9 protein-coding genes are annotated in these 13,050 nt (G+C 35.1%); 4 read left to right on the forward strand and 5 right to left on the reverse strand.

Annotated features, from left to right (window positions below):
- Window positions 1-26: 26 nt before the first annotated feature.
- Window positions 27-962 carry a hypothetical protein gene (locus tag F6K27_RS02645; protein WP_287273252.1) on the reverse strand — a complete coding sequence of 312 codons (936 nt, stop codon included), beginning with the start codon at window positions 960-962 and terminating at the stop codon, window positions 27-29.
- A 176-nt stretch (window positions 963-1,138) separates the two neighbouring features.
- Window positions 1,139-2,641 carry a bifunctional orotidine-5'-phosphate decarboxylase/orotate phosphoribosyltransferase gene (locus tag F6K27_RS02650; RefSeq protein WP_287273253.1) on the reverse strand — a complete coding sequence of 501 codons (1,503 nt, stop codon included), beginning with the start codon at window positions 2,639-2,641 and terminating at the stop codon, window positions 1,139-1,141.
- Between the two features lie 284 nt (window positions 2,642-2,925).
- On the opposite strand from F6K27_RS02650, the gene F6K27_RS02655 reads away from it, so the two are divergent.
- Together F6K27_RS02655 and F6K27_RS02660 are read left to right on the forward strand one after the other, a co-directional pair.
- A complete protein-coding gene (locus F6K27_RS02655; RefSeq protein ID WP_287273254.1) occupies window positions 2,926-3,714 on the forward strand; it encodes a sulfotransferase in 789 nt (262 codons plus the stop codon).
- A 294-nt stretch (window positions 3,715-4,008) separates the two neighbouring features.
- A complete protein-coding gene (locus F6K27_RS02660; RefSeq protein WP_287273255.1) occupies window positions 4,009-4,923 on the forward strand; it encodes a sulfotransferase in 915 nt (304 codons plus the stop codon).
- Window positions 4,924-5,062: 139 nt separating this feature from the next.
- On the opposite strand, the gene F6K27_RS02665 is transcribed toward F6K27_RS02660, so the two are convergent.
- Both F6K27_RS02665 and F6K27_RS02670 read right to left on the reverse strand, forming a co-directional pair.
- Window positions 5,063-6,670: a hypothetical protein gene (locus F6K27_RS02665; RefSeq protein ID WP_287283976.1), complete on the reverse strand. Its 1,608-nt coding sequence runs from the start codon at window positions 6,668-6,670 to the stop codon at window positions 5,063-5,065.
- A gap of 419 nt (window positions 6,671-7,089) precedes the next feature.
- Complete coding sequence (locus F6K27_RS02670; RefSeq protein ID WP_287273257.1) at window positions 7,090-9,039, reverse strand: CRTAC1 family protein; 1,950 nt, start codon at window positions 9,037-9,039, stop codon at window positions 7,090-7,092.
- An 836-nt stretch (window positions 9,040-9,875) separates the two neighbouring features.
- Here F6K27_RS02670 and miaB point away from each other — a divergent pair.
- The gene (gene miaB, locus F6K27_RS02675) at window positions 9,876-11,231 is read left to right on the forward strand and encodes a tRNA (N6-isopentenyl adenosine(37)-C2)-methylthiotransferase MiaB (protein WP_287273258.1); all 1,356 of its coding nucleotides are present in this window, start codon (window positions 9,876-9,878) and stop codon (window positions 11,229-11,231) included.
- Window positions 11,232-11,807: 576 nt separating this feature from the next.
- Here the strand turns inward: miaB and F6K27_RS02680 are convergent.
- Window positions 11,808-12,245, reverse strand: coding sequence for a hypothetical protein (locus F6K27_RS02680; protein ID WP_124146561.1), 438 nt, complete (start codon window positions 12,243-12,245; stop codon window positions 11,808-11,810).
- 561 nt (window positions 12,246-12,806) lie between these two features.
- Between F6K27_RS02680 and F6K27_RS02685 the strand changes: the two genes are divergently transcribed.
- Window positions 12,807-12,968 (forward strand): hypothetical protein, encoded by a 162-nt coding sequence (locus tag F6K27_RS02685; protein ID WP_287273259.1) that lies wholly within the window; start codon window positions 12,807-12,809, stop codon window positions 12,966-12,968.
- Window positions 12,969-13,050: the final 82 nt, after the last annotated feature.

The raw sequence follows: 13,050 nt of genomic DNA on the forward strand, positions 1-13,050 counted from the left end.
GTCTCCGTGTCTCCGCGTCCCCGTGTCTATTTGTAAGGAAGTCCTACATCTAAACCAGAAGTATATATAGCAACTGCTTGGTCTTGCATATTAAAGACTATTTTTATGCCTGTATCATCAGGATTTTTCCATTCATAAGCACCCTTAATTTGATTTTCTGCTTGTGATTCATCTGATGTAACTTCTTGTTGTCTACCAAGAGTATTATTAATTTGCATTTCTCTTGCTTCTCTTGATTGTACAAAAGCTTCTGAGTCAAATTCGGGGTCTATTTCTCCCTCTGCTCCAAGAATATTTCTTATTTCTCGGTATGTCATTCCTAGCTGCAATTTTTCATATTTTTGTCGCGTAATTGAATAAACTGGTTTGGGTTGATTCCAGAAAGGATTACCAAAATTATAAGTATTCATATTTTTAGTCCGAATAGTAACCACTTTCTGATTAGAATCAAAAATTATACTCATGCTTGTACCATCAGGATTCACCCAATTATATGTAACAGTATTAGAATTAGTTAAAGGATTATCTCTTGTTGGTTGTTTTATTCCTTCACTACCAATAATTTCTCTCACTTCATCATAAGTCATCCCAACTTTTATATTTTCAAAATCTGTACTGGTAACTACAGGAGGTTCTCGATTAACTCCAAAGTTAGTCGCGTTCAAATTTTGAGCAGATAATTTAATCAGTTTATTCTCTGAATTAAATATGGCAACTATACCTGTATTATCATTATTTAGCCAGCGATATGCTACACCAAATTCTTCAATTGTCGGACTATTATATTCTGTATAAACCTTACCTTCTCTTCCCAATATTTGCTTAACTTCTTGATAGGTCATACCAATTTTTAAATTGTTATAATCAGTTCTGGTAATTCGATTAGCTAGAGCAGGTTGAAATTGTATATTAAAAATAGAGAGAAAACCACTAAAAAATGTCGCCAAGAAAAACTTTTTCATCGTAATTGTCTGAAATTTTGCTATATTTTAATGTAAGTATTGAGCGGTCAACTATCAGCTATCAGCTATTAGTTATTAATATCATGTCCGGATAATCAGTGATCAAAAAAACTTTCTTTCTTCTAGCCTTTTCTTCCCTTCTGCCTTCTGCCTTCTGCCTTCTGCCTTCCTTCATTTTAATGATGATTTTTCAGAATATAAAATTGCTCATAATTAATCTTACTAGACTCATATAAAGTTTGAGCAATTTCTGTCAAAGTCAATACTGAATAACTCCTATATCCATTTTCTTGTAACTTATCTTTTACTCCCCGTTCATGGTCAATAAAAACAACAATATCTTCTACTTGCAATCCCACTGATTTAAGTTTATCTGCTCCCTTCATGACACTATTGCCACTAATCATAATATCATCCACAACTACAATTTTTTCCCCAGACTGAAAATGCCCTTCAATTAATCGACCAGTGCCATGAGCTTTCACCTCTTTGCGAGGAAATATCATCGGACGTTCTAGACGCAAAGCTAAACCTGTGGCAGTGGGCAATGAACCATAAGGAATACCTGCAATTCTATCAAATTCTAAATCTTTGAGAATTTCTGCATAAGCAGTGACAATTTTATGGAATATTTGAGGAATAGAAATGATTTTTCGTAAGTCTATATAATAAGGAAAAGTCGCCCCCGATGCTTGTACATGGTCGCCAAAAATAATACATCCAATATCGTAAAGTTGTAAGATTAAATCCCGGTGTGGTTCATGCTTTAAAAAACAAACATCTGGCAACCACAATTCACAGGTAGGACTACCTTCAACTACCTGTAGACGTTGTTCATTAATCCTATTTCTTAAGGTTTCAATTTCTTGATTAGGATTTGCTGTACCAAATAATTTTGGTGGGATTGGTAATAATAATCCTTCACCATTAATATTCAAACCAGCAGCTAAAAGTTGAGCTAATTCTTCAGGATTAGCAATATCATTTTCTTCCGCTATATCTCCCTGAATTAGTATTAATCTTTCGGGAGCAATTTTTCTGATTCTAGCTAGAATATCTGGCATTACTCCTACTTCTAAACCTAGCTGTTCGGGAGTTGCCCATCTTTGAGCTTCTTCTACTAATTTGAGATAAAGAGGTTGCCCTTGATTTGGGTATTCTTGTAACACTGCTGCAGAAGAATTTGCTGTAGCACAAAGTAGGAACACTGTTTTGCCTGGATAAAGTAAAAAAGGTGCAACTAAGTCAAGACCAGTGTAAGGTGAAATTGTACAAGCATCTACTTGTAAATCTTGAAAAATAGTTCTAGCAAATACTGTACTTGTATTGAGGTCGCCGTGTTTCGCATCTAAGATAATTGGAATTTCAGCATGAATAGTTTTTATGGTTTGCTGAAGTAGTTCTAAACCTGGTATCCCAAAAGATTGATAATAACCTAGAGAAAGTTTATAAGCACATACATATTTTTCTGTTTGAGTTATTAAAAAATGGAGCCACTCCCACCAATATTGAATTAATTCTTGATTGTCTTTTTCTGGAGGATTATCAAATAAATATTTGTTGGGAATATTTTGACGATCTGTCTCCTTAGGCAAACTTTCTAAGTCTGGGTCTAACTCCAGATAAAGTAAAGTTTGATTATGTTCTATACTGGTTATTAATTTATCAAAAAAATTCATAATAGTTTCTTTATATCCGTTGATAATTTTTGTAATTATTGATAATTATTATAGTCATTTTAAATAGATATAGCAATCTTATTTTAATTGCGAAATATTGTCTGATTTTAGAGAATAGGGAACAGGGAAGGAAGAAAGAAAAAAATATATTATCAATATAATATGATCAGCACTATATTCTAGACTTTTAAGAAATGGTCAAATTCTCATATCTGATTTATAATTTGTGTAGTATAATTATTAAGATGTAATTCCTAAACATTAGTAATCATAACTAAGTTACTATGGTATACCGTAAATTATTTGTAGTAGGTTGTCCTCGTTCTGGTACAAGTTGGTTGAAGAGAATGATTGGTAGTCATTCTGATGTTCTAACAGTTCCAAATGAAAGTCATGCTTATTCTATAACTTACAACAACTTTACTTATTTAAAAAATCAGGAGTTGAAAAAAAGACTTAGATCGGCAAAGTGGATATGGATGTCTTATGGTTTGAAGCCTTTATTGTTCGGCATTGAATCAGAATATTTATGGCAAGGAATTTTCAAGCAATATAAGATTTTTCAAAAGAGCAACGAGAAACTTGGGCTTCATAATTTAGTAAGTTATACAGAGCTAAAAGAATTAATAGCAAAAGTTTCCTCTGGTTCAGAAGATGACTTAATAAAAGTTAGAACTTTAAACCAATTAATGTTCGATCGCTTTTTTGAAAAAAATGGAGGAACTCAAAAGGATATTCTTCTAGAAAAAACACCGCAACATTTGCGCTATATCGATGTAATTTTACGCCAGTTTCCAGAAGCTAAAAGCATAGAAATTATTCGAGATGGACGCGATGTTTGTGTTTCTTACCAAGCAAGAGCAAAAACTAAACGTTGGGCAAAACAAAGTACAATAACTGTCGCTAAAATATGGAAAAAAGCAATTGAGACAAGAGAAAAAGCTAAAGCAGACCTAGAAATAAGCGATCGCATCTACTCAGTTCGTTATGAAAACCTCCGCACCGAATCTGCAAGAAGAACTGAGCAAAATTTTTTATTTTATTGGTTTAGACTACGATCGAGCTTTAATTGATAATATTATTGATGCAAAAGATATTAGTAAAGTAGAAAATAAAGGAGAAGGTAAACATATTCGCCAAGGTTCTATTAGAGAATGGCAGACTCGACTTTCAGCAGAAGACGTTGCCCTGTGGGAATAATTTGCAGGAGATACTCTCGCTGATTTGGGGTATAAAACTTAGGCTAAACTTAATGATTAAATAGTATTATTTAAAAGGGTGTTTGTAGCTCGAGCAGAGTAATTATAGACATTAAGACCAATTAAAAGGTTTAATAATCAAGAGTTCAATTGTGTAGGTTAAGTTTAATGACACTTCCCAACTTTATCCTTCTAGGTGCTGCAAAATCAGGGACTAGCTCTCTATGGAATTATCTGAAGCAGCATCCCCAGGTGTTTATGTCCAATCCTAAAGAACCTAATTTTTTTGTGTTTGAAGGAGCAAAATTACCTCCCTATTCAGGGCCAGAATCTCCTGAAGTTTTGCTGAAACGTTTGTACCAAAATACAATTACAGATTGGGAAAGCTATCAAACTCTATTTGATAAAGTTTCTAATGAGATGGCGATCGGAGAAGCATCTGTACGCTATCTCTATTTTCCTCAAGCACCAGAAAATATCAAAAAGTATATTCCTGATGTTAAAATGATAGTTATGTTGCGTCATCCTGTAGATCGTCTTTATTCACATTATGTGATGAATATTCGACATTTATTGGAACCTTTATCTTTAGAAGAAGCTCTTGAACGAGAAGCAGAAAGAATAAGTAATAACTGGGGTTGGGATTGGCACTATACCAAAGTAGGAATGTATTCGCAACAGATTAAACGATACTTAAATTATTTTGAACCCGAGCAACTCAAAATTCTTTTTTATGATGATTTTCGCCAAAACCCCCTAGAAGTTATCAAAGAAGTCTATCAATATCTAGGGGTAGATGATTCTTTTGTCCCTAATATTGAACGGCAAAAGAATCAAGGATATTTGCCAAAAAATAAGTTAATTCATCAATTTTTATCTACATCTAATCCACTGAAGTCTTTTTTAAAGAAAGTATTACCTAACTCTGTGTATCAGAAACTGATTAAAACTTTGAAGAAATGGAATAGTGGGGCAATTCCATCTTTACCTCTTACCTTAAGAAAGTCTCTCAATGAGGTTTTTCGAGAAGATATTACTGAACTTCAAGAAATAGTAAACAGAGAGTTATCCTGGTTAGACTAATAACCTAATAGCTGATTTGTAAACAAAAGTTTAAGAAGCTAGTCGGCGAGTTACTGAGTCTCCTTTAGATTATCTTTTCAAATCAGCACTTGGGCATCTGGCTTAATTGATTAAGTCAGTACTATCTTTTAAAAAACCATCATACGAAACGCTGTATCAGATAATATAAGACCAATAAAGTCAAAACACTAAAGGTACTTAATATGAGTCCTAAGGTGAAAGCCCAAGTCCGCTCGTATTTTAGTTCTACCATATAAGAACCTGGTTCTAAGGATATCCCTATCGTTCCATCACTTAAAACTTCTATGGGGTAATTTTCCTGATTGACGTATAAATTCCAAGCTGGATAGATATATGTGCGAATTCGGACAACAGAATTTTCATTTGTATCTACCGAAAAAATCCTTTTGTAACTTTCCCAATCTAGTAATCGTATCTTGGCATCTCCTTCAATAACAGACAGTGGTGCTTCTCCAATTTTAGGATCGGGAGGTGAGCGATCGCCCTCAAGTAGAGGACGATACTCGCGGACATCTTTTAACTTCCCTGTAAATGGTTCATAGAGTGCTGTCTTGAACTCTTGCAAATAATCCAAGTTAGCTTTTCCAGGATTATGAATTGCTGGGGACATCCGAGATGTTTTGTAGTTAAAACTAAAATTTGCCAGCAAAACTGCCGTCAATAATGATAATGCAACAATCTTGAAAACTTTGTGGCGGAGTTGCAAAATTTTATAAATTAGAAAACAAGACAATGAGGCTACTCCAAAAGAAAACAGAGGCAGTAATCTCATAGGTGTCTGAACTCTCTGTAGTGTTTGACTAAGCCTCCAAATTGGCCAAGACCAATAACTCATTAAATATGCAATTGCTATTAAAAAGACACCCCAAATAGAAATCTGTTTGATAATTTCTTTATGATCTTTGAAGATAAAAAAAGCTAAACCAAATGCAATAATAGCAATCAAGGATTGATGAAGAAAAACGTGCATATATTCTCCGTTAAAGTTTAACGGAAGAAAGGGTAAAGTAGCTCCACCCAACATATTTCCCTGAAAATCTCCTGCCAGTTCCTTCATTGCATTAATATCAACAAATCGTTTTTCTAGAAATGCTGGAAGTAGAAAGAAGGATGATATTCCAATCCCAATTCCAGCGAAAAAGAAGACTGACAAAACGTTTTTCCAAGGTTGCTTGAGTAAGAAGCATGATGTGCACATTAGCCAAACCAGGAAGAAAAGAAAGAAACTAGGCACATGAATTAGTGCCAAGAGCATCCAAAATAAAGATAGTAAAATCAGCCAACGCTTTTGAGAAAGGCTTCTTTCTGTTATTAGCCAACCTAAGGGAAGTAATGCAATTCCAAAAAGTGAGGAAATGCTGCCTACCCAATAAATCATAAATGTTATATGTGGAACACTCATATAAATTAGTGCTCCGCTTAAAGCAGCAATCTTTCCCCAATGAAAACGAGCGTAAAGATAGAAGCTAACACCTGATAGGAAAATACCTAGTGAGTATAAAATGCCCATTGTTTGCTCAATATTTAGACCACTCAACTTAAATACTGAGCCGATGTAGTAAACCAGAGGTGGATAAAATACAAATGTTGGGCTCCCATAACCATAATTAGTTCCATCAAGCCATCTAGGATACCAAATACCCTCTGCAAGTTGGTGAGAAAAATGCTGAAGCCAGATTGTATGAATAACAACGTCATTCTTACCATTTAAGCCGTCGAAAATCATTCTAGAGTTCAGAAGTATGGTCACTCCAATCAATAGCAAAATCACCCATAACTCCCAGGAGAAATTGCGACGAAAAAAATTGTATAAACGCCCATACTTATCTGAAGACATATTGTTTGTTTAGCCTGTATAAATTGACATTTTACGTTGTTAAAGTTTTTACCCACTCCCGTCATCAATCTCAATCAGATATGCTAATAATTGTAAATCCGCCAACTGAGACAAGGGGTAATGGATACAGGGATTCAAATAGTCTAAACTCCAGGTAAAGACTACTGAGCTATTCCTTAATTCTCCTTATAGATTCTCTATCAGGACTGACGTAAAATGTCGAATTATACGCTATATGTAGGGGTAATACCTGTATTACTCCTGCTAGATGTGGTGGTTATGCGTAACTGTCTATTATGAATTAGTTCTTAAGCTTTCTCAATAACCAACAATCGATCTGGGTCAGGATTTAGGATTTCCTGATTTTGACCATCAGGCCAAATAACTTGGATCGAATTAATCTTATCTTGTTTTCCTAAACCAAAATAAAGACGGTAATGTCCTTGCGATCGCCACGATCCTTCTGACTGTCCAACTTCTTGAAATTGTGTTCCATTTGCTGTAATCACTTTAACTTTAGCACCGATAGCAACTGAATTTCCTGGTGCGCCCTTTAATTCTATTTCTAACCAATGGTTATCATTTCCTGGATTACGATACAGCAAAACCCTAGACTTACTATATTTAGCTAATTCCGTAATATCCTTGTCTTTTCTTTGTCGCTTTTCCCAATCAGGCATTTTTGTTGATTTACCCATTAATAAATCGCGATCACCGTCATTGTCTACATCAAACCAAGTACAGTAAGCATATCCCCCAAATGTTTTTGGTGAACTAACCTCTAGTAAGTTGATTTTTTTAAATGTGCGATCTGGTTGTTGGCGGTAAATTCCGTAGCGTAAGGTATGTAAGTCTATCAACCCATCATTATCATAATCAACCCAGTTAGCTGCAAATGCTTTCTTTGGTAGTCCAACTGATTCTGGATCTGTAGCTTGATATTTACCATCCACATTGGTAAATAATATACTTTCTCTTCTGGAAGCTGAGAATAGGTCTAAATCTCCATCTCCATCATAATCAGCGATCGCCAATTGATTTACTACACCCTTCTGTTCCCCTAAATTTTCTGCAACAAAATTTCCTGATTCATTTCTGTAGAGCCAAAAAGTTGTTTCATCAGCCCAAAATAAATCCATATCCAGATCGTTATCTATATCTAACCAAGTAAACCAACCCATATCTTTGAACCCTAAATTTTTTTCATCAGCAACATTAATAAAACGACCTTCAGGGGTTTGGCGATAGAGTTGATTAGGATATCTAGAATTAGGTGGCAACTTCCGTCCACACATAGTATAAAGGTCTAAAAGATTATCGCGGTCAAAATCAACCCAAGCCACTTGTCGTGCAGCACATCCCGCTTTGGCTAAACCTACTTTCTCTCCAATATCTTCAAAACCAGAACTTTGTTGCAACATTAATTCATCTTTAGCATTAGGAGATAGTTCCGACATTTTGCCTTGCATTCCTCCTCGAACAATAGCTATATCAATATTTCCATCATTGTTATAATCATTCCAAGCCATACCATGTCGATCCATGTGAGGTAAGGCATTAATAGGTGGTAGAGCAAAATCAATAGAAGTAGCAGGTTGAAAACGAGAACCCAGGTAAATATTTTTGATATCTGCTCTGGGATTTAACCTAAATAGGGGTGGAAAAAAAGGATAAAATGCTGGAAACTTGATAGATAATCTGCCATTTCCTTTAACATTAAATCTTACTACCTGAACCTTATCAATTCCTGCTGATAGAGCATTTGTTTTTCTAATGTTTGTTGATATTTGGTCTGATTCGGTAGAGGTTGCTAAGAGAGGGACAATTACCAAACCTTCTAAATTCTCTGGATTAGTCAGACCTTGGGCAGCTATTATTAATTCATAATTATGCCAATAAATATACAATCCTGGTTCTGTCTTATTTGCCAAAGGATCAGGAACTGGTGTGTCTGTAGCTTCATAGTTTTGGGGCAAACCTAACTCCGAAAGCCCATCTTTGAAATCTTCTCCTTGTTGATTAATTAAGAATATTTGAGGACCATTGTGATTCGTAGAAAATATATCTAAAAAGGTATCTTGATTAAAATCAGCTACACCTAAATCAAATAGTGAGTAAGCGGGACTGATTTCTTCCTGTATGAAACCAGAATTAGCATTTAATGGATATTTATCTTTATCCTGTGGCCTCAATAAAACCACCAATAAGGAAATCAATATAATTCCTACAAATATGAAAATATTACGTTTCATTTTCATGGCATTCAATTAGTGTTGTTCAAGAGATATTATTTATTAATAGGAAAAATGGTAGAAGCATCCATTAAGTTCAAGAGCTATTCCTTTTAATACATTAGTTTATTGCCCCCAATAACTGACTGAATTTTTACCGAATCATTAATAATTAATAATTATTAATTAAATAATTCAGCTTACTCTGCCTCCCCTTTCAAGGGGAAAAAGTGGTCGTTTGCGGAGCATGACCTTAGGATGGGATAACTAGATCTCCCGCTCTTGACAGAGCCGCTCCGAAGTGCGCCATATCCAATCGACCAAGAGAAAAGTGCTAGGATATTTCCTGATCTTCAATTCCGTAACGGTTAAAACCCGAAGTAATTATCAATTGTCCATTATCCATTAATGAAATACTCAATTTCTTGAGATTTTGTTTCGGCTAAATGTCTTCTAGCCAACTAATTGAGATTTTTATTATTGGCTAGTGTATGTTGAATATATCTTCTGTATTCATAAATATTTTCACCATTTAGACCTAAATTATAAACTGGTGATCGAGATTATAGGGATAGATACTTGGAGTTTAAGAGCTGATTTTTCTAATACTTAATGCCAAGAATTGACGAATAAAAATTTATCCAGGGGGGATAATTATCTTGAGAGATATCTCCTAGGAGACTTTTGACGATTTGAGAAAAGTTTGATATCTTTAAATATGTAATATTTTAATTGTTTTAACGGTTTCTAGTTTATCATATTTGTTTGGATATTTTTTTCTAGATTTTTCCTAAAATTCAATCTAACAATTCTCATATATTATCCATACTACTCTAATTCTAATTTAATAACCTTAATTTACCATGACTAAAACACCCCGTCGCTATCATATTACCACTTTCGGCTGTCAAATGAACAAAGCCGACTCCGAACGCATGGCAGGTATCCTAGATAATATGGGCCTCATCTCGTCAGAAGACCCCAACGATGCCAACATCATTCTATACAATACTTGCACCATTCGTGACAATGCCGAGCATAAAGTCTACTCTTATCTAGGTAGACAAGCAAAACGCAAACACAAACAACCAGACCTCACTCTCATTGTTGCTGGATGTGTTGCTCAACAAGAAGGGGAAGCACTCCTGCGACGAGTACCCGAACTAGACTTAGTTATGGGACCTCAACACGCTAACCGCTTGCAAGACTTATTGGAACAAGTATTCAATGGCAACCAAGTAGTTGCTACTGAACCTATTCACATTGTGGAAGATATCACTAAACCCAGACGGGATAGCAAAGTCACTGCTTGGGTAAATATAATTTATGGTTGCAACGAACACTGCACCTATTGTGTTGTTCCCAGTGTGCGGGGTGCAGAGCAGTCTCGCTATCCTGAAGCTATTCGGGCTGAAATGGAAGAGTTAGGGCGACAAGGTTATCCAGAAATAACATTGTTAGGGCAAAATATTGATGCTTATGGACGCGACTTACCGGGAGTGACAGCAGAAGGACGCAATAAACACACATTCACAGATTTACTTTACTATGTGCATGATGTACCAGGTGTTGAACGTATTCGCTTTGCCACAAGTCACCCCCGCTATTTCACAGAACGTTTAATTAGATCGTGTGCTGAATTGCCCAAGGTTTGCGAACATTTTCATATTCCCTTTCAGTCTGGAGATAATGAATTATTGAAGGCGATGGCAAGAGGTTACACCCATGAGAAATATCGCCGGATTATTGATAAAATTCGCGAACTGATGCCAGATGCTTCTATTAGTGCTGACGCAATAGTAGGTTTTCCTGGAGAAACGGAAGCACAGTTTGAGAATACGCTAAAGTTGGTTGAGGATATTGGGTTCGATCTGTTGAATACTGCTGCTTATTCTCCTAGACCAGGTACTCCAGCAGCTTTATGGGAAAATCAAGTGAGTGAGGAGGTGAAAGCAGATAGACTACAACGGTTGAATCATTTGGTGGGAGTGAAAGCAGCAGAGCGATCGCTTCGTTATATGGGTCGTACTGAAGAAATTTTGGTTGAAGATACTAACCAAAAAAATGCTGCTCAAGTTATGGGTCGTACCCGTGGCAACCGTCTGACATTTTTTGAGGGGGATATTAATGAATTGAAGGGTAAGTTAGTACAGGTGAAAATTACTGAAGTACGTCCTTTTAGTTTGACAGGAGAAGTCAAGCAGTTAGTGATGGTTTAACAGTTGTAAGGATGGGTTGAGTGAATAGGTAAACAGTTACAGCATATTTCGGACAAATGATGTACAAGTTTTAATAGTAAAACTCTTGTGGTGCAGGCATCTTGCCCGCTAAATATGTACCCGCTAAATATGTACCTCACAAAATCGGGAAGTGCTGTATCATATCAAATCTGGTTGAATACTTATTATATAGTTGGGTGAGATTGAAGTGTGGATAGAATGATAAACATATACTGTATAACCGGATTCTATATCAGTTATTACAATGAGATATCCCAAAGGAAAGAAGACCGGAGTCTACAGACCTGCCATCAAGGCAAACTACGCGCTTTCCCACCAGAAGTGTCGGGGTCTGAAACGAAACTGTTAAAAATATTAACTGATGACTGATAAGTTGCACCCAGATAACTTGCTAAATTTTTAGAGACAGAAATATTCTATTTAATTCAGTAATTTACCCTTTGATTAAGAGTAATATTTAACTAAATAATGAAATTTTATGAACTACAAACAATGCTATAATAACTCAGAGGTAATTGTGAAAATATCTCTTCTTTGATCAAGGAATTGGTAAATTTACTGTCCTCTGTAAGTTACTTGTTCTTTCCTAACAACCATTCCGTTTATAGCCATACTAAAATGACTATTGTCTATCATAAAAGTTTTACTTCCATCAATAGCTAAATATCCTTGTTCAGCAGTAACAGGTAATTCTAAAAGTTTATTAGGATTTGATTTAGCACCAGCTACTAAAGTTAATTGACCATTACCACTACGACAAATATTAGCAAAATAATTTTTAGATTCAAAGTATTTTATTTCAGACCAATTTTCTCCTTTTTTTTGGCAAATACGCCACTCTTCACGGGATGCTTGAGCAAGTAATATAGATTTGTTGTCAATTTTTTTTGGGTTAGAAGCTAAAACTTTAGATGAAGAAGTTAATAAAGCAAATGTACCAAGTGTAAATAGTCCTAATTGAAAAAATTTTTGATTGATTTTAAGTAAATTCACGGCAAGTTCCTTGAAATATAAATTAGTATTGAAAATTTATAGCTTCATCACAATGAATTATTACTTTCATTGCTGTTTAACTTTGTTAACACTATTGTTAACTAAAAATCAGCAAAAATCAACCTAGAAAATACTGAATTTTTCCGAACAATTGTTTGAGAATAAATTATCGCAAAAGTAGCTCCTTGAAGAAGGAGACAGGAGACAGGAGACAGGAGACAGGAGGAAAATTACATGGGGATTCGCTCCCCCAAGTAATGCGTGAACACCCCCGTTGACGGTGGGGTATTAAACCCACAAAGAAAATGATAAAATCACTTATATTTTAATGTTTAAGGAATATAAGCCTTCAAAGTATAGATGTTACAGCAGATTCCAAGTATATGAAGTACAAATATTAATGATCAAACTTTTGTAGTGCGGACATCTTGCCCGCCACAGCGATACCTCACTGAGATGAAATCCGCTGTATCAAGTCAGTATCCCCTATAAATTACGTAATTTTGCTAAAGTTAAGCTGTATTGTAGAAAAATTCCTCAAGACAATAATGGAGATAAAAGGTGCAAATTACTAAACGTAACATCGAGTTAAAAGTTGATGATAGTTTAATGCGTGTATATGTAGCAACTCCTAAACCGGAAGGAGTTTATCCAGGTATTGTATTCTACAGTGATATTTATAGCAATGAGCGCTGGCATCTTTACATATTACATAAATATTGATAATGTAACATAAAAGTAACTGTATGAGCTGTATTTTTCATAAATTAGGCGATCGCTAAAGGTTAAAGTTTTAAGGATGCGT

The sequence above is a fragment of the Okeania sp. SIO2F5 genome (genome assembly GCF_010692685.1).
GTDB classification, from domain to species: Bacteria; Cyanobacteriota; Cyanobacteriia; order Cyanobacteriales; family Microcoleaceae; genus Okeania; species Okeania hirsuta.

Bases quoted from the DNA above. Each gene is read 5' to 3' on its own strand.
- F6K27_RS02645 (WP_287273252.1), bottom strand. From the start codon at position 962: ATGAAAAAGTTTTTCTTGGCGACATTTTTTAGTGGTTTTCTCTCTATT.
- F6K27_RS02650 (WP_287273253.1), bottom strand. From the start codon at position 2,641: ATGAATTTTTTTGATAAATTAATAACCAGTATAGAACATAATCAAACT.
- F6K27_RS02655 (WP_287273254.1), top strand. From the start codon at position 2,926: ATGGTATACCGTAAATTATTTGTAGTAGGTTGTCCTCGTTCTGGTACA.
- F6K27_RS02660 (WP_287273255.1), top strand. From the start codon at position 4,009: ATGACACTTCCCAACTTTATCCTTCTAGGTGCTGCAAAATCAGGGACT.
- F6K27_RS02665 (WP_287283976.1), bottom strand. From the start codon at position 6,670: ATGATTTTCGACGGCTTAAATGGTAAGAATGACGTTGTTATTCATACA.
- F6K27_RS02670 (WP_287273257.1), bottom strand. From the start codon at position 9,039: ATGAAAATGAAACGTAATATTTTCATATTTGTAGGAATTATATTGATT.
- miaB (WP_287273258.1), top strand. From the start codon at position 9,876: ATGACTAAAACACCCCGTCGCTATCATATTACCACTTTCGGCTGTCAA.